The organism is Williamsia sp. D3 (assembly GCF_000506245.1).
GTDB classification, from domain to species: domain Bacteria; phylum Actinomycetota; class Actinomycetes; order Mycobacteriales; family Mycobacteriaceae; genus Williamsia; species Williamsia muralis.
The window spans coordinates 304,351-328,685 of sequence record NZ_AYTE01000026.1; the positions used below are offsets into that span (position 1 = coordinate 304,351).

Genomic DNA, 24,335 nt, shown 5'->3' on the forward strand with positions numbered 1-24,335 from the left:
GCGTGCCGTAGGGGTCACACCGCGCATGGTGGCTGTCCGGCCAGGAAAGGTGGATAGTGGAGCCGTGGGTCCGAAAGAGCACGCGACCGAGACATATCTGATCACCCAGGCGCAGACGTCCCTGGAGGAGCAGCACCGTACTCGAGTACGCAAATACCTGACGCTGATGGCGTTTCGCGTTCCGGCGCTTGTCATCGCGGGGCTCGTCTATGGCGCCACCCAGAACGGTCTGCTGGCACTCGGCATCATCGTCCTGTCCATTCCCATCCCGTGGGTGGCGGTCCTGATCGCCAATGATCGACCGCCTCGGGCCAAGGGCGAGGTGCCCCAGTACAAGTACGGCCCGGACAATCATCGCCAGCTCACCGACGGGGCCACCTTCAACGGGCTCGACCGACGACGCGAGTGAGCACCGGTCGATCCGTCGAGGACCTGGCGTCCATTGCGGCCGGTCTGCGTTCGGCGTTCCTCCGTACCGACTACACCGCCGACGGGATCCTGAACCTACTGGGAACCGACGCGCATGATGCGCTCGGTCGCGGCGAACCCGTACCGGTACGGCGTGCTTGCGCCGACGGGGGCGAGCTCGGCGTCCTCATCCGGCTGCTCCTGTTGGGAGACACTTGCCCGGAGGGTGACGTAGCCGCTGCCCTGAAGCCCGTGCCAGTCGACGATGCGGTGCGCGTGGGGATGCTCGATCACGACGATCACGGTGTCCGAGCCGCGATCGATGTCCGGCCCGTGGATTTCGGGACGGGGTCGCGCTGGCTGTTCTCCGACCTCGACGGCAGCATGCGCCGGATCGCCATCACCGACGATCATGTCCTCGGAGTCGGGCAGGCATCGCTGTCACTGCTCAGGGCAACAGCAACCGAGCCGGTCGGCACACTTCTCGACATCGGGACGGGCTGCGGTGTGCAGGCGATCCACGCTGCCGACTTCGCTCGCCACATCACCGCCACCGACATCACCGGACGATCACTGGCGATGACCCGCGCCGGCGTGGCCATCAACGACATCGCGCCTGAACGGGTCACAGTGGCGCGTGGTGCCTGGTTCGGACCGGTCGGGGGATCGCGTTTCGACCACATCGTGGCGAACCCGCCGTTTGTGGTGGGCCTCCCGTCCGTGACGCACACGTACCGCGACTCCGGCCTCGACCTCGACGGGGCCAGCGAATTGATGTGCCGAACAGCACCGGACTTCCTTGCAGAGGGCGGCACTGCGTCGATGTTGGCTTCGTGGACGATCCGCGGCGACGACTGGCGCGAAAGGGTTGCGCAGTGGATCCCGGACCACGGTGTGGACGCATGGGTGGTCCAGCGCGACGTCGCCGATCCGGCGCTCTACGTCGGCACGTGGCTGCGCGACGCCGGGCATGACCTGCGCGATCCTGCGGCCGCGGAGTTGGCGGACCGATGGCTGAGCCATCTGGACGATGCCGGGGTGCGGGGCATCGGTTTCGGCTTCGTCTTCCTGCGCCGCACCGATGAGCCCACCGACCTGCTGGCCGAAGAGATGAGTCAGGCGTTCGACGACCCACTGGGTCCCGAGGCGGCCGAGTATCTGCGTCGGGTCGCGTGGTTACGCGACCACAATCTGGGCGAGGAACGCTTCAGCGTGCGTGGGGGCACCGCGCTCGAACGGGTCGCGACCCTGACCGGCGACGACGGCTGGGAGGACGTCGTCACCCGCATCCACCGCGGAGACGGACCCCGGTGGAGCCACGAGATCGATGCACTCGGTCGATCCCTGCTGGCTGGGCTGCGGCCCGACGGGTTGTGCCTCGATGAGGTGGCCGAGCTGCTCGCCATGGCCACCGGGTCCGACCCCCTGGATCCGGGTGATGTGCACGCGATGATCGAGGGCCTGGTGCGTCACGGAATCGTCGTCCCCGCGGGGATGTAGCGGTCCCTGCCGGGAAAGCTCAGTTCACTCTCAGTAACTTCTCAGACCGTCTTCCCAAAGACGCAGGTCAGCGCATCCTGCGCGGGAACACCTCGCGGAACTATCTGGTGAGGCTCAGCCGTTGAACTCTGTGAAGACAATCGCACTCGAGGAGGCCGACATGTCCAGCCCCACCACCATCCGTCCGGCAATGACCGAACAGGACCTGGATGCACAGAGCCCGGCCGCGGACCTGGTCCGCGTCTATTTGAACGGTATCGGCCGCACCGCCCTCCTGAACGCCGAGCAGGAAGTCGAACTGGCGAAGCAGATCGAGGTCGGCCTCTACGCCAAGCATGTCCTGGCCACCCGCAAGCGTCTGTCCGCAGTCAAGAAGCGCGATCTGGCCCAACTGGTCCGTGAAGGTGAGTCGGCTCGCTCGCATCTGCTCGAAGCCAACCTCCGCCTGGTGGTCTCGCTGGCCAAGCGTTACACCGGCCGCGGCATGCCGCTCCTGGACCTGATCCAGGAAGGCAACCTGGGTCTGATCCGAGCGATGGAGAAGTTCGACTACGCGAAGGGTTTCAAGTTCTCGACCTACGCCACCTGGTGGATCCGTCAGGCCATCACCCGCGGTATGGCCGACCAGAGCCGCACGATCCGGCTCCCTGTCCACCTGGTGGAGCAGGTCAACAAGCTGGCCCGCATCAAACGTGAACTCCATCAGCAGCTCGGCCGTGAGGCCACCGACGAGGAGCTGTCGTCGGAGTCTGGTATCCCGGCCGAGAAGATCGCCGATCTGCTCGACCACAGCCGCGACCCGGTGAGCCTGGACATGCCGGTCGGCAGCGATGAAGAAGCTCCCCTGGGCGATTTCATAGAGGATGCGGAGGCCACCTCCGCCGAAAATGCCGTTATCGCCGGTCTCCTGCACACCGACGTGCGCACCGTGCTCTCCACCCTCGACGAGCGTGAGCAGCAGGTCATCCGCCTGCGCTTCGGACTCGACGACGGCCAGCCCCGCACCCTCGATCAGATCGGGCGGATGTTCGGCCTGTCGCGTGAACGTGTTCGCCAGATCGAGCGCGAAGTGATGTCGAAGCTGCGCCAGGGCGAACGCGCCGAGCGGCTTCGCGCCTACGCGAGCTGATCGCGCCGTACGTCTTCACTCGAGCGGAAAGCCGCCACCGATTCGTCGGTGGCGGCTTTTCTCGTCATGGATCCCGTATCACCCCAGACGGCGGGGCCCTGAATCGTGTTTGGTGGGAACGGGCCCCACGTGCATGCGTGCCGCGAGCACGGCCACCCCAGCCGGCGTGGCATGGATCGGGTCGCACACCACCTCGCGTGCCTCGGGGATGTCGTCGACCAGTGCCGAGATACGGGTGACCAGGTCGATGAGTGCATCCTTGTTCACCGGCTCCGAACCGCCATAGCCCGAGAGCAGTGGCGCCGACCGCGGCGCCTCGATCAGGTCGGCGGCGTCGCTCTCGGTGAGGGGCAAGGCCCGATACGCCCTGTCCCCCAGCAGATCACTTGTCACGCCGGCCAATCCGAACGACATGAGCGACCCGAACGACGGGTCGTCGCGCACCCTGATGACCGTGCTGATCCCCTTGGGTGCCATCTGCTGGACGTGCAGACGGGATTCGCCGGTCACCTCACCCAGTTCCACCACCGCGAGCCGGACCGCATGCTGGTCGGGTAGGTCCAGGCGCACACCCTCGCGGTCGGCCCGGCCTCGCCATTCTTCCGAGAATGCTTTGACGGCAACGGGATATCCGAGTTCGTCCGCAGCCGCGACGCTCTCCTCGACGCTGTTGATCTCCCGGAAGGGGACGATGTGGATGCCGTAGCAGGCGAGCACCTCGGCGGTTGCCGCGTCGTCGAGCTCGGTGACATCCCCGCCCTGTGCGTCGACGGCCTCCCGGACGAGACGGCGAGCGGTGTCGGGGTCCACATCGGCAGGCCGGCGGACCTGGGACGGTGGCCGCGACCGCCACTGCGAGTATCGCCACGAATATCCGAGTGCTTCGGCGGCCCGCTCGGGCCCTGGATAGGACGGGATCGATCCGCGTGCAGGTGTTCCGTGTGGTCCGAGGACGGTGAGGTTCTGCGGGATGCCTTCCACCGCGAGGAACGTGGTCACCACTGGTTTGTCGGAGTCGGCCATCCCGGTCATCAACGCCTGGGCGTACCGGTCCACGCTCACCGCCACCGGTGGGACGAACACGGCTATCAATGCATCCACCCCGTCATCGGCGGCTGCCGTCCGAACGGCGGCCTCGAACTCTTCCGGGGAGGCACCTGGTCCGAGATCGACCCGCTGAACCGCTTCGAGGCCGAAGTGGCTACCGGCTTCCTGTGCCAGCACTCCCAGCGCCGTCGAGTTGCCGACGATGCTGACCCGGGGACCACGCGGAAGGGGTTGATACGCAAAGACCGTCGCGCAGTCGAACAGTGCCGATATGGTGCCCACCTGGATGACGCCGGACTGGGCGAGGATGGCCCGGGTGCTCTCGTCGTCGAGCGAATGGTCGGCGGCGGCCATCGCGGGTGGCACGGCACCGCGGCCGGACTTGACCGCGACAACCGGTTTGCCGCTTGCCACCCGCCGGGCGAGGCGGGTGAACTTCCTGGGGTTACCGAAGCTCTCCAGATAGAGCAGCACCACCTCGGTGTCCGGATCGCTGTCCCAGTACTGCAGCAGGTCATTACCGGATACGTCCGCGCGGTTGCCTGCCGACACAAACGTCGACAGACCCAGTTGCCGTCGGGCGGCGGCGTCCAGGATCGCGATGCCGAGGGCGCCCGACTGGCAGAAGAAGCCCACCGCGCCTCGCCCTGGAACCAACGGCGCCAGTGTGGCATTGAGACCGACAGCCGGATCGGTGTTCGCCACACCGAGGGCGTTGGGCCCCACCAGTCGCATACCGTGCTCACGGACGGACTCGACCAGACGACGCTCGGATTCGAGCCCGGAATCGCTGGTCTCACTGAATCCGGAGGACAGCACGAGCAACGTCTTGACACCCTTGGACAGACAGTCGTCGAGGACGTCCTCGACCGCGTCGGCCGGAACCGCGACGATGGCCAGGTCCACAGGATCCGGGATGTCGCGCACCGTCGGATAGGCGCGGATGCCGCGCACCGCCCGGTGCTCGGAATTGACCGGATACACCGGCCCGGTGAACCCCGCGGCGATCACGTTCGCCAGCACCGCATTGCCGACCTTCAATCTGTCGACGGAAGCGCCGATGACCGCAACCGACGTCGGCCGCAACAGGTTTGCCACACTGCGGGCCTCTGATCCGCGCTCGCGCGCGTTGCGCACCGACAACAGGGCTTCGGTCGGGTCGATGGTGAACTCGACGTGGATGGTGCTGCCGTCGAAGCTACGTCGCAGCTGATATCCCGCGTCTCGGAACACCGCGACCATGTTGGGGTTCTCGGCCAGCACCTCGGCTTCGAACTTCTCGAATCCGCATTCCGCAGCGGCACCTGCGAGGTGTTCGAGCAGGATCGGGCCCAGTCCCCTTCCCTGGTGCTCGTCGGCCACCACGAACGCGACCTCCGCCGTCCCGGGTTTGCCGTCGCCGGCCAGGCTCTCGTAGATGCCGATGGCGATGATCTCGCCGCCGAGCATGCCGACGAACGCGACGCGGCTGTAGTGGTCCACGGTGGTCATCCGCGCGAGTTCGCGGGGCGGGATCTGCGGGAACGGACCGAAGTAACGCAGGTAGCGGGTGCGCTCGGACAGCCGTGAGTGGAAGCGGACGAGACGGTCGGCGTCCTCGGGCACGATCGGGCGCAGATGGACCACGCCGCCGTCGCTGGCGAGAACGTCGGCGATCCAGTGACGCGGATAGTCGTGGGGGCCCCGCTGATCGGGTGGCACGGTGTCAGTCACGGGGGTCCTCCGGATCGAGTCCGCACAGCGGGTACACCGCTCGGCGGGTGGCCATGATGGTGGCGTCTGTTCGGGTTTGGGCGGCATCGGTGACACCCGCCATCAGCGGTCCACCACCATCACCGTCCCACGGGAGGTAGTCGATGTCGCCCCCGTCGCTCATGCTGTTGACGGGATCGCCGCGCAGCGTTTCGTCGAGCGATTGTGCCTCCTCTGTCGCTGCGCGGCACCAGCTTTCATCGATGGTGGTCACCGGGTCGAGGTCGTGTCCGGTGACCGCCGCGATGAGGTGGGTCCAGCTGCGCGGAACCACGTCCACGATGCCGTACCCACCACCACCGACCGCCAGCCAACGCCCTTCGGCGTAGGTGTCGGCCAGGTCACGCATCGCGAGGACCGCGGCGCGCTGACCGTCGATCGTCAGCGACAGGTCGGTGAGCGGATCGCGCCGGTGGCTGTCCACTCCGCACTGGCTGACGATGATCTGCGGACGGAAACTCTCGAGCATCCCGGGCACGATGGCGTGGAATGCGCGCAGCCACAGCTTGTCCGTGGTCTCGGGCATCAGCGCGATGTTGACCGCGGTGCCCCTGCCGTCCTGCTCCCCCACCTCTTCCGGCCACCCGCTGCCCGGCCAGAGCGTCGCCGGATGCTGGTGCAACGACACCGTCAGAACGCGGGGGTCCGCGGCGAAGACCTTTTGCACGCCGTCACCGTGGTGCGCGTCGATGTCGATGTAGGCGATGCGGTCATACCCCTGCTCCAGCAGCCACCTGATCGCGACAGCGCAGTCGTTGTAGATGCAGAAACCTGCCGCGTGACCCGGCATCGCGTGGTGCATGCCCCCACCGATGTTCACCGCTCGACGTACCGAGCCGGACGCGATTGCCGCGGCGGCCGCCATGGTGCCGCCGACGAGAACGCTGGCGGCACTGTGCATTCCCTCGAAGATCGGGTTGTCCGTGCTACCCAGCCCGAACAGTCTCTCCAGCAAATGTGTTGCGCCGCCGACATAGTCGTCGACCGCGGAGGCGCTGCGCACCGCATCGAGGTAAGCGGAGGTGTGCACGGTCTGCAGCAGCCGGTCGTCGACGTTCATCGGCGGCGTGGTCTCGACACCGTCGAGCACCCCGAGTGACCGCGACAGAGACATCGTCAGGGCCAGTCGCACCGGGTTCATCGGATGCGCCGCCGTCCATCGGTATCCCAGGAAGTCGTCGCTCCAGATCACCGCGGCCGGCTCCGCGCCGGGTCGGTCGACTGCATTGTTCATACTGCGAGCCTAGTTCGACTGATGCGCAGTGGGGCCCTGTCGGCCTGGATCACCCGGACGGAGGCACAGGCGTATCGCGCCCCGTCGCCCCGCGCTACCGCTACAACCCACTCGTACAGGTAACCTTACTAGAGGACGAAAGGGATGGGGATCGTGAACGAACTGATCGACACCACCGAGATGTATCTCCGGACGATTTACGACCTCGAGGAAGAAGGCATCGTCCCGCTGCGGGCGCGTATTGCAGAGCGGCTGGAACAGAGCGGTCCGACGGTGTCACAAACCGTCGCACGGATGGAACGCGACGGACTGGTGATGGTTGCGGGCGACCGCCACCTCGAGCTGACCGACAAAGGCCGCAGCCTCGCCGTGTCGGTGATGCGCAAGCACCGGCTCGCCGAGCGGCTGCTGGTCGACGTGATCGGCATGCCGTGGGAAGACGTGCACGCCGAGGCATGCCGCTGGGAACACGTGATGAGCGAGAACGTCGAGCGCCGTTTGCTGGAGGTCCTCGACCACCCGACCACCTCGCCGTACGGGAACCCGATCCCGGGCCTGGACTTGCTGGGCTATGAGGACATGGCACCTCCCGGACCGATGACACGCATCTCCGAACTCCCGCAGGGCGAACCGGTTGCCGTGATCGTCCGGCGGTTGTCCGAGCATGCTCAGTCGGACATCGAATTGATCAGTCAGCTCCGTGAGGCCGGTGTGGTGCCCAACGCGCGGGTGACCGTGTCGGTGAAGCCCGGCGCGATCGTCATCATCACCCCGGGGCACGAAGGTCTGACACTGTCCGAGGAGATGGCCCACTCGCTGCAGGTCGAGAAGGTCTGACCGCACCGCGATGAAGCTTCTGGTCACCGGCGGAGCCGGTTATGTGGGTAGCGTCTGCGCTCGTGTGCTGATCGAACACGGCCACGACGTCACGATCATCGACAATCTCTCCACCGGCAACGTCGATGCCCTGCCCGATCACGCCGCGTTCATCCAGGGCAACGTGAGCGAGGTCGCGCCGCGTGTACTCGGCTCCGACTCATTCGATGGCGTGCTCCACTTCGCAGCGCAGTCGTTGGTGGGCGAATCGGTCGAGTCCCCCGAAAAGTACTGGTACGGCAACGTGGTCGAGTCGTTGGCCCTCCTCGAGGCCGTTCGGCGTTCGGGAACCCCGCGACTGGTGTTCTCCTCCACCGCCGCCACCTACGGAGAACCTGAGTCGGTGCCGATTCTCGAGTCCTCACCGACTCGACCGACGAACCCTTATGGCGCAACAAAACTCGCCATCGACCACGCCATCACGTCCTACGCGGCGGCCCACGGGCTGGCCGCGATGAGCTTGCGGTACTTCAACGTTGCGGGCGCACATGCCGGCGCGGGCGAGAATCGTCAGGTCGAGACGCATCTGATCCCGCTGATCCTTCAGGTCGCCCTCGGACATCGGGACCACATCAAGGTCTTCGGTACCGATTACCACACCGATGACGGCACGGCGATACGCGACTACATCCACGTGTACGACCTGGCGCAGGCACATGTGCTGGCGCTCGAATCGGCAATAGCCGGTCGTCACGCGATCTACAACCTGGGCAGTGGCACGGGATTCTCTGTGCGGCAGGTCATCTCGGCGTGTGCCGAGGTGACGGGTCTCGACATCCCCGTCGTCGATGCACCGCGTCGCGCCGGCGACCCCGCCGTCCTGATCGCCTCGAGCGACAAGGCCATCGCCGACCTCGGGTGGTATCCGGAGAAGACAGACCTGCCGGTCATCGTCCGCGACGCCTGGGAGTTCACACGGACCCTCGGTGATCGGGCCCACTCGGCGGCAGCCGCCGCTCGTTGACGTCTGTTCTCAGGCCGCCGGCCGCATCAAGGGTTCCGGAAGTGTCACGCCCAGTGACCGCGCGACGATGAATCCTGACTCGGCGCATTCGCTGATCCTGTGGGGTGGGATCCCCCGCACGAGGGCATCGCTGTACAACACTGCCATCGAGTAGTCCGGGCAGGCACGCAACGCGACGTCGAACGCGGTGCCTGCCATCGCCCCGTTGCCGTGTACGTAGTAGATGAATCCGAGCAACGTGGCCGCAGATGCCTGTCCGCGACCGCGGAGCCGACGAGCAGCCTGCGTCCACGCGCGCTCGGCGTCCATCCATCGGTCGGTGACCGCCAGCGCCAGCAGCGAGTCGCGCACGTAGAACTCACGAAGGGCCTTGTCGAAGAACCGGAGATCGGCACACGTCAGTTCACGACCGTCCTCGAGCACGTCCAGGACGCTCTCGAGGTCGAGCCTCTCCTGGAGGCGGCGAAGGTCATCGACCAGGGCCGGCAACGCAATTCGCTGCGGCGCCGCCGACTCGGCCCACCGTCGCAGTGTCGAGGGAGCGACTGTCGTCTGGTCCAGCGACTGCGGGACCCGATTCACCCAGTGCGCGGTGTCGTCCACTCGACCAGAGTCCTGTGGGTCCAGGTCCTCGTCCTCCCCTGAGCCGAACAGCGCACTCTCCGCGCGTTCGTCGTGGATCCGCCAGTACGCCCTGTCATCGTCGGCGGCCACGGCGTGGGCGTCACAGGCCGGATCCGCACAGTGCGGAAGGGCTGACAAACTGTTCACCATCTCGTCGCGGGTCATCAGTACTCGCCTGCCGTTCTTGACGGCGCGTGCGATGGCCACCGGGCTGATCGTCGGGTCACCCACCACACCCGTGGCCGGACCGCTCCCCTGTTGTGCGTCGGACCTGTTGTCCCACATCGTCTTCCAGTGAGAACCTGCGGTGATGGCAGGCGTCACGAAACCGCCGTACAGTCCGCCGACCGCGGCCAGATGCCGATCGATGATCGCGAACAGGCGGCGATAGTGGGGGCTGTCGGCCGGATGGGCGCCGTCGATCACGACCCCCATCACAAGCTGTGCGTCATACGACTCGCACACGTGCGCGAGGTGCTCGATGAGCGCAAGCATTTCCGAGGTAGGACGACCCCTGTCGTCGAGCACAAGATCGTGTCGCATGGTGGTGCCGATCTCGTCACCCTCCCCGTCGAGGGTGATGAGGACCAAGGAACGCTCCGGGATGAAGCCGAGGAGGGCCGGGATGGCGGTGATCAACGCCCCCGGGCCGGAAACCGATGTGGCGTAGCTGTCAGATGTCATGCACCGATGTTCGGGGCACCCGACAACAGAGGTGATGGCACGAGGACCGATTCGGCCGGGTTGTCCACCGATTCCGGGTTGTCCACAGCGGCCGACTCATCCACGCGAGCGAGAGACCGCCTTGGTGTACAACTCGTCGAGTGCCAACCCATCCGATCCGGGCCGCGGACCTGCGATGAGGGAGGTGACGTATACGCGTACCCCGTCGTTCTGGGCTACCAGCGCGGTCATCGTCTGAGTCATGGCCCCCGAGACCGTGACCCGACGGAACGCCATCGACTCGTCGGATTCCGCGGGCGAAGGAGGCAGGATCGTGGTGGTCACGGTGGCTGTCGCGCCGAATGCGTCAGTTGTGTATGACGGGCAGTTCTGGATCTGGGTCTGTAGGTCGGCCAGCGGCGAGTTCACCAGAACCGACACGGCGCTGAGGGTTCCCGCATTGGGCCCTGCGCCGGTTGCCACCCATGCCGTTGCCTGCCCACCGCCACTGGGCAACGGTCTCGGGGCGCAGTTCGGTGGGTTCACACCGCCGCCGGTGGGAACTCCGGCCGTATCGGCGAGCACGGCGCGCAACTGGTCTCCGGTCACTTCTGTCGGCGAGTAGCCGGCCGGAAAGTCTGCAGCGGTGACGGATCGAGACGCGAGGTCGAGGCCCGAACTCGAATTCTGCGGCTCCGCCGACCCCGTCGGTGCTGCCGTCGGCTCACCGTCGACCGCCGACGTGCACCCGGCGACCGCGATGACAGCGACCATCGCCAGCAAGGACAACCCCCGTCGCCCCGCACGAAAACCTGTCACCCGGCTCACCCCGACACCCAACTCACCGGACCCACTGTGCCACCGCGAGCAGGCCATCGGGGCGCGCGACACGATTAGACTGCCCACTAGTGACAGCCGCCGGGGCGACTGCTGCGCGAACATCACCGAAGACAGCGATCAGGCGACGCCGCGAGGAGAACAACGGTTATGGGGATCATCGGCAAGATCAAGGGTGAACTCGTCGACATCATCGAATGGATCGATGATTCACGCTCCACGTTGGCCTGGCGGTTTCCTCGCTATAACAACGAGATCAAGAACGGCGCCGAACTCATCGTCCGGGAAGGTCAGCAGGCTGTTTTCGTCTACCGCGGGCAGCTCGCCGATCGGTTCGGTCCGGGCCACTACCAGCTCACCACCGAGAACCTCCCCCTCCTGAGCACCCTGCAGGGCTGGAAGCACGGGTTCACCAGCCCCTTCCGGTCCGAGGTGTACTTCATCAACACCCGGCCGGTCACCGACCTTCGCTGGGGCACCGCCAATCCGGTCACCGTGCGCGACCCGGATTTCACCATGGTCCAGGTGAGGGCCAACGGTTTGTGTGTCGTTCGGGTGGCTGAACCCGACATATTTCTTCGCGAGGTGATCGGCACCGACAGCGAGGTGGACGTGGAAGAGATCTCCGAGCTGTTGAGGCGTGTCATCACACTGGCGTTCTCGGACATGATCATGGAAACCCGTCTCGGCGTGATCGACCTCCAGGGGCGCCAGGTCGAGTTGTCGCAGAAACTCCGGGACTTCGTCGCCGAGCGTGTCGACGACGAGTTCGGGCTGTCGATCGACTCCATCACGATGAACATCTCGCTGCCCGACGAGATCACCTCGGCGATGACGCGTGGTGTCGCCCGCGGCGTCGAGGAGGGCGGCTTCTTGAACAACGTCGGCGACCTGGGCCGCTATCAACAGGGCAGAGCCGCCGACGCCATGCTCGCCGCAGCCCAGAACCCCGGCGGGGGTGCAATGGGCGACATGATGTCGGCCGGGATGGGCGTGGCGTTGGGCAGTCAGATGGCCGGCCAGTTCGGCGGGCAGGCGCAGCAGGCGAATGCCACTGCGCCACAAGGGCCTCCACCGTTGCCCGGGGCCGTCACGTTCCACATCGACAACGGCGGTCAGCCGGCGGGTCCCTATACCGTCGCCCAGCTGCAGGGTGCGGTCGCGTCGGGTCAGTTCACCGGGGCGACTCTGGTGTGGACCCAGGGCATGCCCGGATGGGCGCAGGCGGCGACCGTTCCCGCTCTTGCAGGCTTGTTCGCGACCCCGCCACCCATCCCGACGACCACACCATCGGTATAGCCATGAACGACGACAATTTCGGACCGCCGCCACTGCCCGGTCATGCTCAGCCGGACGCCTCGCCTTCGGGATACGCCGCGCCGTCGTCCTTCGACCCGCCACCATTACCGACGCATGACCCGCGACCGGCCTCGCCACAGCAACCGCTACCCGGACCATCCGACCCCGAGCGAGCCCAGTTCCAGGTCACCGAGCGGACGCGTACCTATCCCTGCGACACCTGCGGGGCACAGTTGGTGTTCGACCCGGCGTCACAGCAGTTGCTCTGCCCGAGTTGCGGTCGTTCCCATCAGATCGTGCTGGATCCGAACCGGCGGGTGGTCGAACACGACCTGGCCTCCACGATGACCCAGCTGCGCGGGCTGATCGCCGAGAACTCGTCGGGTCAGACAGTGAGCGAGCGCGAGATCGTCTGCCAGAGTTGTGGCGGCAGAACAACCTTCAGCGGCACCCTGACCGCCACCCGGTGTCCGTACTGTGCCACCCCGATCCAGCGTGACGACATCCACGACGCCCCCACGCGACTTCCTGTCGACGGCATCCTGCCGTTCCAGGTCGATGACAAGCAGGGCCGCGAGGTGATCGAGAAGTGGATCAACAGTCGCTGGTTCGCGCCCACCGAGTTCAAGAAGTACCGCGAGGTGGGCGCGTTCAGCAGCGTGTATGCCGCCTACTTCACCTATGACGCCGACACTACGACGTCGTACACCGGAATGCGCGGCGACAACTACACGGTGACGGTCGGCAGCGGCGACAATCGCCGCACCGAGACCCGCACGCGGTGGAGTCACCGTTCCGGTGTCGTGGGGGTCGACTTCGACGACGTGGCGGTTCTGGCGAACACGGGATTCGACACCGACAAGGTGCATGAACTCGAACCCTGGCCGACGGCTCAGGCAACGCCGTACACACCCGAGTTCGTCGCAGGCCATCTGTGCCGCACCTACGATCACGACGCGGACCAGTGTTTTCCGGTGGCCCAGGCACGGATCGACGCCGGGATCGACCACGCGATCCGTCGCGACATCGGCGGTGACCACCAGCGGATCAACAGCAAGGACACCAGGTACAACGCGCTCACGTTCAAGCACGTCCTGCTGCCGATCTGGCTGCTCACCGTGGTCTACGCAGGTAATCCTTTCCAGGTCTTCATCAACGGGGTGACCGGCGAGGTGCAGGGCCAACGTCCGTGGAGCAAGGTGAAGATCGCGTTCGCCGTGCTCGCGGCCCTGATCGTCATCATCGCAGTGGTCGCCACGTGGGCGGCGCTGCGATGACCGCATCCACCGAGAGGCCGTCATGACCACCGCGATCGTGGTCGTTGTCCTCGTCGCATGCGTTGCCGCGGCGGTGGGTGTCTTCCTCATGACCCGCCGGATCCGGGACAGCGCGGTGCGCTCGAACGAGATCATCCCCGGCCAGCCCACCAATGCGCCCGCGTCCTGGGCAGGTTCGCACGACCCGGAAGCGCGGCTGCACCGGCGCATCCGCGACGCGCTGGCCCTCCTCCGCGCCGACCCAAAGCTCGAGTACGACGGCGAACGTATCGACGCCAGGGTCCGGATCGAGCTGGCCGCAACAGATCTCGACAATTGGCTGATAGCGGTGTCCAAGACTCCCCCGCGACTGCGGGAAACCGCGCTTGCTCACGCCGACTCCGCGGTCACCGAGTTGGAGAACGTGGCGGCCGCATTGTCCGGTGGGGCAACAGTGCAGCACGATCGGGTCGACGAGCTGATCACCAGGATCAGCTCGCCGCCTGCACTGGATGCTTGACCTCCCGCGAGGTCAGCTCCCGCGTTTGATCCACTCTTCGAGGTGTGGCGACTCGGTACCCACCGCAGTGGAATCACCGTGTCCGGTGTGCACTTTCGTCCCAGGATCCAACGTGAAGATCTTGGTCCGAATCGACTCGATGATCGTCGGGAAGTCCGAGAACGAGCGACCGGTTGCGCCGGGTCCGCCCGAGAACAGTGTGTCGCCGCTGAACAGCACCCCTAGTTCTGGTGCGTAGATGCACGACGAACCAGGCGAGTGACCCGGGGTGTTGATCACGACGAGGTCGGTGCCCGCGACACTGATCTTCTGACCATCGGCCAGTTCCTCCGGAGCGACATCGGCGTGCGTCTGGTCCCACAGCATCCGGTCACCCGGGTGCATCTTCATCGGGGCATCGAGCGTGCGCGACAATTCGGGGGCCACCGTGATGTGGTCGTTGTGGCCGTGGGTGAGCAGCACGGCCTTGACCGTACGTCCGGCGACCGCCTCGATGATCGGCGCCGACGAATGTGCGGCGTCGATGATGACAACCTCGGAATCGTCACCGACGAGCCAGATGTTGTTGTCGACATCCCACGTACCGCCGTCGAGACTGAACGTGCCCGAGGTGACGACGTGATCGACGCGAACGGTCACAGGATCACCACCGAACGCAGGACCTCGCCGGCCTCCATCTTGCTGAACGCGGCTTCCACGTCGTCCAGTCCGACACGCTCGGTGACGAACAGCTCGAGTGGCAACCTGCCCTGCTGGTACAGGTCGACAAGCATCGGGAAGTCACGCTCGGGCAGACAATCGCCGTACCAAGACGACTTGAGGGCACCGCCGCGAGAGAAGAAGTCGACCAGTGGCATCTCCAGGGTCATCTCGGGTGTCGGCACACCGACGAGCACAACGACACCGGCCAGATCGCGCGCATAGAACGCGGTCTTGTACGTCTCGGGCCGACCGACCGCATCGATCACCACGTCGGCACCGTTGCCGTCGGTGATGTCCTGGATCGCGGTGACGACATCGTCGGTCACAGAACCATCGATGGTGTGGGTGGCGCCGAGAGAGGTCGCCCACTCGAGTTTGCGGGCATCGCGGTCGACCGCGATGATCTTGGTCGCGCCGGCAAGCCTGGCGCCCGCGATGGCGGCATCGCCCACTCCACCGCATCCGATCACAGCGACGCTGTCGCCGCGGCCGACGCCACCGGTGTTCATCGCCGCTCCGATGCCGGCCATGACACCGCAACCCAGCAACCCGACCACGGCCGGATCGGCATCGGGGGCGACCTTGGTGCACTGACCTTCGTGAACGAGCGTCTTGTCCGCGAACGCGCCGATACCGAGTGCGGGCGTCAGCTCGGTGCCGTCCTGCAGAGTCATCGGTTTGCTCGCGTTGAACGTGTCGAAGCAGTACCAGGGGCGACCACGCTTGCAGGCTCGGCACACACCACACACGCGCGCCAGTTCAGTACGACAAAATCGCCGGGTTCGACATGGGTGACCTGATCACCGATGGTCTCAACGATGCCGGAGGCCTCGTGTCCCAGCAGGAACGGGTAGTCGTCGTTGATACCGCCCTCGCGGTAGGCGAGGTCGGTGTGGCACACGCCGCAGGCAAGGATGCGCACCACCACGTCGCGGGGGCCTGGATCGGGGATCGTGATCGTCTCGATCGTGGTCGGGGCCCCTTTTCCTGCCGAGACCACACCACGCACCTGCTCTGCCATGATTGCCTTTCGCTGCACTGACCGTGTTTGGGGCGGTCTGACCGCCGCGGTCTTCACCCTAATGTTTGCTTGGTTTTCGCTCACGGCGAACTCGCTGGGGAATTGACACCGTTCGAACTCCGTTGAGAACACTAGTCGCCATTGAGCCCGTGGTCAGGGCTGACTCTCGGCCAGGGATTGGTTCGAACGGCCGATCATGGGCGACAATGGAGAACACTTATCCACACGACAGCAGGACTGGGCAGCGAGGAGGTTCGCCATGGACGACAAGTCCACGCTCTACGAGCTCGAGTTTCCAGCGCCACAGGTGACCGGCGACGAGGGTGACGGACCGGTGTTGGTCCACGCGCTGGAGGGTTTCGCCGACGCAGGCCACGCGATCAAACTCGCGTCGGACCACTTGCGGCAGAGTCTGGAATCGGAATTGGTGGCGACGTTCTCCACCGACGAACTGATGGACTACCGATCGCGCCGCCCTTTGATGACGTTCACCGGTGACCAGTTCACCGACGTGGCGATGCCCGAGCTGACGTTGCATGCCGTGCGCGACAACAACGGCACGCCGTTCCTGCTGCTCTCCGGCGCCGAGCCGGACCTGCGCTGGGAACGGTTCGTCGCCGCCATCCAGGGATTGTCGGATCGGTTCGGGGTGTCCACAGTGATCGGTCTTAACGCCATCCCGATGGGGATACCGCACACCCGGCCGTCCACCATCACGGCGCACGCGAACGACAAGGACCTGATCGCTTCGCTGCCCCGATGGGGCTCGGAGCTGAAGGTTCCCGCCAGCGCATCGATGCTGCTCGAACTCCGTCTGGGACAGCACGGTCTGACAACTGCCGGACTCTCCGTCCATGTGCCGCACTATCTCTCGCAGGCGGAATACCCTGCCGCGTCGCACAAGTTGCTTGAGTCGCTCGGCGAGATCACCGGATTGGATCTGCCGACGGCCGCACTGGCCAACGCGGCGGAGAAGGTCCGTAGCCAGGTCGACGCCGAGGTGTCGGGCAACCAGGAGGTCGAGTCTGTGGTCGCCGCGCTCGAAACGCAGTACGACACCTTCAACCAGGCGCAACAGGAGAAGGCATCGCTGTTGGCCGCCGAGGGTGATCTGCCCACCGGCGACGAGCTCGGGGCCGAGTTGGAACGGTTCCTCGCCACCCAGACCGGGGATGCCGGCAGCGACCGCAACTCAGACGATGATTCGGGCCAGGCGGGCGGCGGCACTGCCGGCTGATCGCCGACGGTGGCCTAACCTGCATTGGTGACACAGTCCGCAGAGGCTCGGCCGCTCGCCTTCCCGAATCCCGGGGACGCGGACCCCGACGGCCTGTACACCGCGTTCGTCGACTGGTGGGCTGCGCGCGGGATCGAGGTGTACCCCCACCAGGACGAAGCACTCCTCGAACTCGCCGCCGGGTCGAACGTGATCGTCTCCACCCCCACCGGCTCGGGTAAATCGCTCATCGCCAGCGGCGGACTCTACTTCGCTGCCGCACAGGGCCGTCGCGCCTTCTACACGGCGCCGATCAAAGCGCTGGTCAGCGAGAAGTTCTTCGACCTCTGCGCCCAGTTCGGCGCCGAGAACGTGGGCATGCTGACCGGGGATGCCTCGGTCAACGCCGGTGCCCCCATCATCTGCGCCACGGCCGAGGTGCTGGCGAACATTGCCCTGCGAGAAGGCGCTGACGCCTCCATCGGCATCGTGGTGATGGACGAGTTCCACTACTACTCCGAGCCCGACCGTGGCTGGGCGTGGCAGGTCCCCCTGATCGAGCTGACGCAGAGCCAGTTCGTCCTGATGTCGGCGACACTGGGCAATGTCGACTTCTTCATCGAAGATCTACGGCGTCGCACCGGACGTGACACCGCCGACATCACCGGCACCACTCGCCCGGTGCCGCTGGAGTATTCGTACTCCACCCGGCCCGTGCACGAGACCATCGAGGAACTGATCGCCAAAGACCGGGCGCCGGTCTACGTGGTGCACTTCACCCAGGTCTCCGCGATGGAACGCGCACAGTCGCTGCTCAGCGCCAACATCTGCAGCCGGTCCGAACGCGATGCGATCGCAGCGGAGATCGGTGATTTCCGCTTCAGCACGGGCTTCGGCAAAACCCTGTCGAAGACGGTCCGCGCAGGAATCGGCGTGCATCATGCCGGCATGTTGCCGCGCTATCGACGCCTTGTCGAACGTCTTGCCCAGCAAGGACTTCTGCGCGTGGTGTGCGGGACGGACACCCTGGGTGTCGGCATCAACGTGCCGATCCGCACCGTCCTGCTGACCGGGCTGACCAAGTACGACGGCGTGCGTCAGCGCCATCTGCGTGCCCGCGAGTTCCATCAGATCGCCGGGAGGGCGGGCCGGGCCGGGTACGACGTCCGCGGTTTTGTGGTCGCCCAAGCGCCCGATCACGACGTCGAGAACGCCCGGCTGGTCGCCAAGGCCGGTGACGATCCGAAGAAGCTGAAGAAGATCCAGCGCAAGAAGGCGCCGGAGGGGTTCGTCTCCTGGGGTGAGGCAACATTCGACAAGCTCATCGACGCTCCGCCCGAACCCCTGCGATCCCGGTTCGGTGTCAGCACGTCCATGTTGCTGGAAGTGATTGCCCGCCCGGGCAACTGCTTCACGGCCATGCGTCACCTACTCGAGGACAACCACGAGACCCGGGCCCGTCAACGCTGGCACATCCTTCGGGCCTTGTCGCTGTATCGATCCCTGGTCAACAGCGGCGTGGTCCTGCGACTCGACGAACCCGACGACCTGGGCCGCTACGCCGTTCTGGCTGTCGACCTGCCGAACAATTTTGCCCTGAACAACCCGTTGTCGCCGTTCTCCCTGGCGGCATTCGAGCTGCTGGACACCGACTCCGACACCTACACCCTCGATCTGATCTCGATTGTCGAGGCGACACTGGAAGATCCGCGTCCGGTGTTGATGGGCCAACAGAAGGTCGCGAGGGACGCGGCCATCGCGCAGATGAAGGCCGACGGGGTCGAGTACGAGGAGCGGATGGAGCTCCTCACCGAGGTGACGTGGCCACGACCGCTGCGCGACTTCATCTTTGAGGCGTTCGGCACCTACCAGCAGGGTCACCCGTGGGTGATCGACACCCCCCCGCGCCCCAAGTCGATACTCCGCGACATGATCGAACAAGGGATGGACTGGGGCGACCTCATCTCGCGCTATGCACTCGCCCGCAGCGAGGGCGTGGTGCTGCGGTATTTGACGGACGCTTATCGCACCCTGCGGCAGAGTGTTCCCAATTCGGCACGGACAGACGAACTCGACGACGTGATCGAATGGCTGGGCGAGCTGGTTCGCCGGGTGGACTCGAGCCTGCTGGACGAATGGGAGCAGCTGACACACCCCGACCAGGCGATCGCCGACCCGCTGGCGTCCGTGACGCCACCGGGCCGGGCGCCGAACAATCGAGCTACCCGAGTCGAATTGCGCAACAACATGTTCCGGTTCGTCAACCTGTTGGCCAACCGGAATTGGACCGCACTGCATGCCGCCTACCCCGATCTCGACTGGTTCGACGAGACCGCGGAATTCTTCGACGAGTACGGCACTCCGGGCGCAGGGCCGGCAGCCAGGAGCCCGGCCTTGTTCTCGGTGGAAGCCGACGGTGACGAGTGGGTTGCCCGCCAGGTCCTCGACGACTCCGACGGTGACCACGGATGGTCGATCGTTGCCAGGTATAGCAGGCCCGACACCGCCGAGGACGAACCCGAGTTGCTCGACCTGCACATCCAGGCCGGATGAGTCATTGACAGCAAGCTGTCATATTGACAGTATGTTGTCATGTCCTAAGACCCCGCAACCTCCGTCGTCCACCTCGCCGTCTACAACACACTCGCCGACTGGGAAGCCGGCTACGCTGTCGCGCACATCAACGACCCGGAGTATCAGAAGAGACCCGGTCGCTACCGGATTCGTACGGTGGGCCCCACCACCGACTCGGTGACCACTGCGGGCGGCGTGCGCATCGTGCCCGACCTCGCGATCGGTGACCTGGATCCCGATGACAGTGCAATGCTGATCCTCCCCGGAGCGGGCGCGTGGATGACCGGCGACCTCGGCGACTTCACGAACGCCGCGGCCGCGTTCTTGGCCGCGGGCGTTCCCGTCGCCGCGATCTGCGGCGCAACCGTCGGGCTGGCCCGAGCCGGGTTGCTCGACGGTCGGCGCCACACCAGCAATGCCTCCGAGGCGTTGTCGTGGACCGGGTACGCGGGTGCAGTCGACTACGTCGACGAACCAGCGGTCACCGACACCAGCACGCCCGGCCACCTCATCACCGCCGCCGCCATGCAGCCGGTGGCGTTCGCCCGCGAGATCTTCGCCGAGCTCGACCTCTACACCCCCGAGGTCCTTGCGGCCTGGTTCCGGCTCTACAGCGGCGACCCCGCCGGCTATCACGACCTGATGGCCCTTCAGGCATGACAGATCCTCAGGACCTCCTGAGCGATTCGGCCCTCACCACCTTTCGGCTCAACGGTCAGTTCATGTCCGTGGCAGAACAATTGGCCGAGCCTGCCGGGCTGACCGCAACCCGTTGGCAAGTGCTCGGCGCCATCCTCGGTGAGCCGTTGACGGTCTCCGACATCGCACGGACTATGGGTATCACGCGACAGAGTGTGCAACGCACCGCCGATGTTCTTGCTGCACAGGGGTTCGTCGCCTACCACGACAACCCGGCCCACCGTCGGGCCAAGCTCGTGGAGGCCACCGATGCCGGGCGCGATGCCGTGCGTCGGATCAACCCGGGGCATGCAGCCCTCGCCACGAAGTTGTGTGGCCACCTGGGTGTCGAACGGTGGGAGGCCGCGCTTGCCGGTCTGCGGGACCTGTCCGCCGCGCTGGAGTCGCTGGCGTCGGCGAAGCCGCCGAGGTGAACAGACTCGAACGGCACGCAGCAACTACACGGGGCGCGCAGCACCGGACTGGGTGACCAGGTCGGCAATCAGAGTTGCAAGCGTGCGATATTCGGCTTCTCGTCCGCTTGTCACGCGCCACACCAGACCGATGCGACGCCCCGGGCGCGGCGAATCGAACTGCACCGTTGCCAGTGAACCCCGGGCAGTTTCGGTGCGTTCGGCCGTCGCGGGTATCAACGTGACCCCCAACCCACCTTCTACGCACTGCACAGCCGTGGCGAGCGACGCCGCCCGTGTGGGGCCCATATCCGGACGTACCCCCGCGAGGCGGCAGACCTCCAGGGCCTGTTCGCGCAGGCAGTGCCCTTCGTCCAGCAACAACAGCGGAAGATCAGCCAGCGCAGCCGGATTGACCTCACGTGCACCGGCGAGTGGATGGCCCGCCGGCAGAGCGAGGACAAAATCCTCGTCGTACATCGGGATCTCCATCATCCCCGGCACGTCGGACGGCAACGCGATCATCGCCGCGTCGATCGAATTGTGGCGCAGGGCTTCGAGCAACGGGCCCGTCCGGTCTTCGACCACCCTCACCGTCAGAGCAGGAACATGTTCACCCAGTCCGCGCAACACAGTCGGCAAGACATACGGCGCGACAGTCGGGATCAGACCCAGTCGAAGAGTACCTGTCATCGGCTGGGTGACTCCCGCAGCGGCGTGGGTGAACGAGTCAACGGCATCGATGGCGGACATCGCCCTGGGCAGCAAGGTATTTCCCTCGTTCGTCAAGAAGACACGTCGGGTCGACCTCTCGACAAGTTTGACCCCCAGTCCGGCCTCCAGGGCTGCGAGGGCTTGGGACAGCGACGGCTGACTGATGCCGAGACTGGTTGCCGCAGAGCCGAAATGGCGTTTCTCGGCGACGGCCGCAAAGGCCTTGAGCCCGGCGATGGTCGGTTGATAACTTTGATCGGCCATACCTATCACCTTAGTGCTACTCATCACGTTTCCTTTTCGCCCGTACTTGGGCACGATGGTTCAGTGCGCACTGACGCGTCCGCACACACGAAGATCTGAAAATCTCGCATCTCTAGTCGAATACCAAGGAGCACCATGGCTTTGCTGACCATCGGCGACCAATTTCCTTCCTACAACCTGACGGCCGTGATCGGCGGCGACCTCTCGAAGGTCGACGCCCAGCAGCCCGATGACTACTTCACCACCATCAGCAGCGACGACCACCCGGGCAAGTGGCGCATCGTGTTCTTCTGGCCCAAGGACTTCACCTTCGTGTGCCCCACGGAGATCGCCGCCTTCGGCAAGTTGAACGAAGAGTTCGCAGACCGCGACGCCCAGGTCCTCGGAGCGTCCGTCGACAACGAGTTCGTGCACTTCCAGTGGCGTGCGCAGCACGAAGATCTGAAAACCCTTCCCTTCCCGATGCTTTCGGACCTCAAGCGTGAACTCGCATCGGCAGCCGGCGTGCTCAACGCCGACGGTGTCGCCGATCGTGCGACGTTCATCGTGGACCCGAACAACGAAATCCAGTTCGTCTCGGTGACGGCCGGTTCCGTCGGTCGCAACGTCGACGAGGTTCTGCGGGTGCTGGATGCACTTCAGTCCGACGAGTTGTGCGCCTGCAACTGGAAGAAGGGCGATCCGACCATCAACGCTGGTGAGCTGCTGACCGCAAGCGTCTGACGCTCGCAACAAGGATTGGGTGAGACATGAGTATCGACAACCTGAAGAACGCGCTGCCCGAGTACGCGAAAGACCTCAAGCTCAATCTCGGGTCGATCGCTCGCACAACGGTTCTCAAAGACGAGCAATTGTGGGGCACCCTCCTGTCCACCGCAGCCGCTACCAAGAACGCCGTGGTGCTCAAGGAGATCGCCGACGAAGCGGCCGACACGCTTTCGGCAGAGGCGTACAACGCCGCACTGGGCGCCGCGTCGATCATGGGCATGAACAACGTGTTCTACCGGGGACGGGGCTTCCTCGACGGCAAGTACGACGACCTGCGAGCCGGGCTGCGGATGAACATCATCGGCAATCCCGGCGTCGACAAGGCCAATTTCGAGCTGTGGTCGTTCGCGGTGTCGTCCATCAACGGGTGCGGTCACTGTGTGGCAGCTCACGAGAACACGCTGCGCGAGGCCGGCATCGACCGCGAGGCCATTCTCGAGGCACTCAAGGTGGCTTCCATCGTCGCCGGCGTGGCAGCCGCACTGAGCACCGCCGACGTACTCGTCGGATAGACCCAACACACAGAACCCACCCGTTCCGATCGAAGCCGGTCGCCGTTGTCGGCCGGCTCACCGAAACCGGTGGGTTCTGTTGTCGAGTGACTAGCTCAGGGCGTCGGAGATCCGCTCGGCGAGCTCGGCCACCTGCGCGCCTGTCATCACAAAAGCCGGCGAGATCTGTAGTGCGCCTTGGCCTGCCGCCCGTCCGCTGACGCCGTGAGCGCGCAGAGCTGCCACGGCAGCAGGTGCCCGCGAAGGCTCCTCGAGCTGGACGGCGCTCACCGCGCCTAGCCCGCTGCGGACCTCGCTGACCGCGTCCAGATCAGCAAGCGGCGCAAGCGCCACATGCAGATCGGACTCCAAACGGGCAGCATCTTCGAGCAGACCTTCGGTCTCGATGATGTCGAGGTTCGCCATGGCTGCTGCGGCGGCCCCGGCGTGACCTCCGTAGGTGTAACCATGGCGCCACCAGACACCGCCGGAATAGAACGGTTCGGCGATGTTCGGGGCGATGAACACCGCTCCCATCGGCACGTACCCCGACGTCAATCCCTTCGCGGTGGCGATCATGTCGGGTTGCAGGTCGAATCGGCTCGAGGCGAACCATGATCCGCCGATCCGGCCGAAGCCGGTGACCACCTCGTCGGCGACGAACAACACATCGTGGTCGCGGCAGATCTGGCGCACCTCGGCGAGGTAACCCTCCGGCGGGAGGTAGATCCCGCCCGCCCCGATGATCGGTTCACAGAAGAACGCGGCGATGTTCTCGGCACCGACCCGCTCGATCAACCCCAGCAGCCCTTTGGCGTCATCCCAGTCGACAGTGGCCGCATCGGCCATGAGATCGCCGTAGTTCTCGCGGTTCGGGGGCAGCCCGGACAGCGCGGTGCCGCCGACGTGCATACCGTGATACGCCTTCGTGCGGCCGACCACGATCTTCTTGTCGGGCCTGCCCATCTCATGCCAGTAGCGGCGCGCCAGTTTGACGGCCGAGTCGATGGAATCGCTGCCGCCCGAGGTGAAGAACACCTTGCTCCCCGGTACCGGAGCGAGGCCGGACAGACGGTCGGCCAACGCCGCCGTGACGTCGGAGGTGATGTCACCGAAGCCGGAGTAGTGCGCCAGCGTGCTCAACTGATTCGCCACCGCGTCGGCGATCTGCGTGCGTCCGTGCCCGACGTTGGTGAACCACAGGCCTGCTGTGGCATCGAGATACTTGTTCCCCTTGTCGTCCCAGATGTGGACGCCTTCACCCTTGGTGACCACAAAGGGTCCCGTGGTGCTCACTGCGCCCATGTCGGCGAATCCGTGCCAGAGACCGGCAGAAGTTGAGACTGTCATGTGAACATCATGCCTGGTGTCCCCCTGGTTTCCTC

General features: G+C 65.5%; 20 protein-coding genes and 2 pseudogenes. 14 read left to right on the forward strand and 8 right to left on the reverse strand.

The genetic code is table 11. The features are described from left to right. Nucleotides 1-25: 25 nt before the first annotated feature. The 3 genes from W823_RS46495 to W823_RS46505 all read left to right on the forward strand — a co-directional run bounded on the left by W823_RS46495 (nucleotide 26) and on the right by W823_RS46505 (nucleotide 3,037). Nucleotides 26-409 carry a DUF3099 domain-containing protein gene (locus tag W823_RS46495; protein ID WP_081729804.1) on the forward strand — a complete coding sequence of 128 codons (384 nt, stop codon included), beginning with the start codon at nucleotides 26-28 and terminating at the stop codon, nucleotides 407-409. Continuing rightward, complete coding sequence (locus W823_RS46500) at nucleotides 406-1,908, forward strand: methyltransferase (protein WP_023959630.1); 1,503 nt, start codon at nucleotides 406-408, stop codon at nucleotides 1,906-1,908. Before W823_RS46495 ends, W823_RS46500 begins: the two co-directional genes overlap by 4 nt. Nucleotides 1,909-2,068: 160 nt before the next feature. Beyond that, complete coding sequence (locus W823_RS46505; protein WP_051406577.1) at nucleotides 2,069-3,037, forward strand: sigma-70 family RNA polymerase sigma factor; 969 nt, start codon at nucleotides 2,069-2,071, stop codon at nucleotides 3,035-3,037. Nucleotides 3,038-3,115: 78 nt separating this feature from the next. Here the strand turns inward: W823_RS46505 and W823_RS46510 are convergent, their stop codons facing one another. Together W823_RS46510 and W823_RS46515 are read right to left on the reverse strand one after the other, a co-directional pair. After that, complete coding sequence (locus W823_RS46510; protein WP_369792633.1) at nucleotides 3,116-5,884, reverse strand: GNAT family N-acetyltransferase; 2,769 nt, start codon at nucleotides 5,882-5,884, stop codon at nucleotides 3,116-3,118. Next, nucleotides 5,790-7,070, reverse strand: coding sequence for an acetoin utilization protein AcuC (locus W823_RS46515; protein ID WP_023959636.1), 1,281 nt, complete (start codon nucleotides 7,068-7,070; stop codon nucleotides 5,790-5,792). The genes W823_RS46510 and W823_RS46515 overlap by 95 nt, the downstream gene beginning before the upstream one ends. Before the next feature lie 153 nt (nucleotides 7,071-7,223). Between W823_RS46515 and W823_RS46520 the strand changes: the two genes are divergently transcribed. Together W823_RS46520 and galE are read left to right on the forward strand one after the other, a co-directional pair. Further along, the gene (locus W823_RS46520; RefSeq protein ID WP_030163376.1) at nucleotides 7,224-7,907 is read left to right on the forward strand and encodes a metal-dependent transcriptional regulator; all 684 of its coding nucleotides are present in this window, start codon (nucleotides 7,224-7,226) and stop codon (nucleotides 7,905-7,907) included. A 10-nt stretch (nucleotides 7,908-7,917) separates the two neighbouring features. Beyond that, nucleotides 7,918-8,910 (forward strand): UDP-glucose 4-epimerase GalE, encoded by a 993-nt coding sequence (gene galE / locus W823_RS46525; protein ID WP_023959640.1) that lies wholly within the window; start codon nucleotides 7,918-7,920, stop codon nucleotides 8,908-8,910. A 9-nt stretch (nucleotides 8,911-8,919) separates the two neighbouring features. Here galE and W823_RS56675 read toward each other — a convergent pair whose 3' ends face one another. Together W823_RS56675 and W823_RS46530 are read right to left on the reverse strand one after the other, a co-directional pair. Then, nucleotides 8,920-10,218, reverse strand: coding sequence for a DUF4192 domain-containing protein (locus tag W823_RS56675; RefSeq protein ID WP_023959642.1), 1,299 nt, complete (start codon nucleotides 10,216-10,218; stop codon nucleotides 8,920-8,922). A 96-nt stretch (nucleotides 10,219-10,314) separates the two neighbouring features. After that, entirely contained in the window at nucleotides 10,315-11,016 is a 702-nt protein-coding gene (locus W823_RS46530; protein ID WP_152538093.1) for a hypothetical protein, read from the reverse strand. 168 nt (nucleotides 11,017-11,184) lie between these two features. Between W823_RS46530 and W823_RS46535 the strand changes: the two genes are divergently transcribed. From W823_RS46535 to W823_RS46545, 3 genes are read left to right on the forward strand one after another with little or no spacing between them, the layout of a single operon-like run. Then, on the forward strand, nucleotides 11,185-12,333 hold the full coding sequence (locus W823_RS46535; RefSeq protein WP_023959648.1) for an SPFH domain-containing protein: 1,149 nt from the start codon (nucleotides 11,185-11,187) through the stop codon (nucleotides 12,331-12,333). Between the two features lie 2 nt (nucleotides 12,334-12,335). Further along, entirely contained in the window at nucleotides 12,336-13,610 is a 1,275-nt protein-coding gene (locus tag W823_RS46540; protein WP_023959650.1) for a hypothetical protein, read from the forward strand. Between the two features lie 22 nt (nucleotides 13,611-13,632). Continuing rightward, on the forward strand, nucleotides 13,633-14,109 hold the full coding sequence (locus tag W823_RS46545) for a hypothetical protein (RefSeq protein ID WP_023959652.1): 477 nt from the start codon (nucleotides 13,633-13,635) through the stop codon (nucleotides 14,107-14,109). A 12-nt stretch (nucleotides 14,110-14,121) separates the two neighbouring features. On the opposite strand, the gene W823_RS46550 is transcribed toward W823_RS46545, so the two are convergent. Both W823_RS46550 and W823_RS46555 read right to left on the reverse strand, forming a co-directional pair. Then, a complete protein-coding gene (locus W823_RS46550; protein WP_023959653.1) occupies nucleotides 14,122-14,748 on the reverse strand; it encodes an MBL fold metallo-hydrolase in 627 nt (208 codons plus the stop codon). After that, nucleotides 14,745-15,832 (reverse strand): annotated as a pseudogene (locus tag W823_RS46555) (S-(hydroxymethyl)mycothiol dehydrogenase). The gene W823_RS46550 and the pseudogene W823_RS46555 overlap by 4 nt, the downstream one beginning before the upstream one ends. A gap of 259 nt (nucleotides 15,833-16,091) precedes the next feature. Between W823_RS46555 and W823_RS46560 the strand changes: the two are divergent. The 4 genes and pseudogenes from W823_RS46560 to W823_RS46575 all read left to right on the forward strand — a co-directional run bounded on the left by W823_RS46560 (nucleotide 16,092) and on the right by W823_RS46575 (nucleotide 20,734). Then, the gene (locus tag W823_RS46560; protein ID WP_023959654.1) at nucleotides 16,092-17,069 is read left to right on the forward strand and encodes a proteasome assembly chaperone family protein; all 978 of its coding nucleotides are present in this window, start codon (nucleotides 16,092-16,094) and stop codon (nucleotides 17,067-17,069) included. 27 nt (nucleotides 17,070-17,096) lie between these two features. Continuing rightward, entirely contained in the window at nucleotides 17,097-19,601 is a 2,505-nt protein-coding gene (locus tag W823_RS46565; protein WP_023959655.1) for an RNA helicase, read from the forward strand. A gap of 66 nt (nucleotides 19,602-19,667) precedes the next feature. Then, nucleotides 19,668-20,282, forward strand: a pseudogene (locus tag W823_RS46570) (DJ-1/PfpI family protein); the annotation flags it as partial. Then, complete coding sequence (locus W823_RS46575; RefSeq protein ID WP_023959657.1) at nucleotides 20,279-20,734, forward strand: MarR family winged helix-turn-helix transcriptional regulator; 456 nt, start codon at nucleotides 20,279-20,281, stop codon at nucleotides 20,732-20,734. The pseudogene W823_RS46570 and the gene W823_RS46575, both read left to right, overlap by 4 nt. 24 nt (nucleotides 20,735-20,758) lie before the next feature. Here W823_RS46575 and W823_RS46580 read toward each other — a convergent pair whose 3' ends face one another. Continuing rightward, the gene (locus W823_RS46580) at nucleotides 20,759-21,691 is read right to left on the reverse strand and encodes a hydrogen peroxide-inducible genes activator (protein WP_023959658.1); all 933 of its coding nucleotides are present in this window, start codon (nucleotides 21,689-21,691) and stop codon (nucleotides 20,759-20,761) included. Between the two features lie 135 nt (nucleotides 21,692-21,826). Here W823_RS46580 and W823_RS46585 point away from each other — a divergent pair, with 135 nt between their 5' ends. Further along, nucleotides 21,827-22,414, forward strand: coding sequence for a peroxiredoxin (locus W823_RS46585; protein WP_023959659.1), 588 nt, complete (start codon nucleotides 21,827-21,829; stop codon nucleotides 22,412-22,414). Nucleotides 22,415-22,440: 26 nt separating this feature from the next. Beyond that, nucleotides 22,441-22,971 carry an alkyl hydroperoxide reductase gene (locus W823_RS46590; RefSeq protein ID WP_023959660.1) on the forward strand — a complete coding sequence of 177 codons (531 nt, stop codon included), beginning with the start codon at nucleotides 22,441-22,443 and terminating at the stop codon, nucleotides 22,969-22,971. A 90-nt stretch (nucleotides 22,972-23,061) separates the two neighbouring features. Here the strand turns inward: W823_RS46590 and W823_RS46595 are convergent, their stop codons facing one another. Continuing rightward, nucleotides 23,062-24,300, reverse strand: a complete 1,239-nt coding sequence (locus tag W823_RS46595; RefSeq protein WP_023959661.1) for an aspartate aminotransferase family protein — start codon at nucleotides 24,298-24,300, stop codon at nucleotides 23,062-23,064. Nucleotides 24,301-24,335 lie beyond the last annotated feature (35 nt).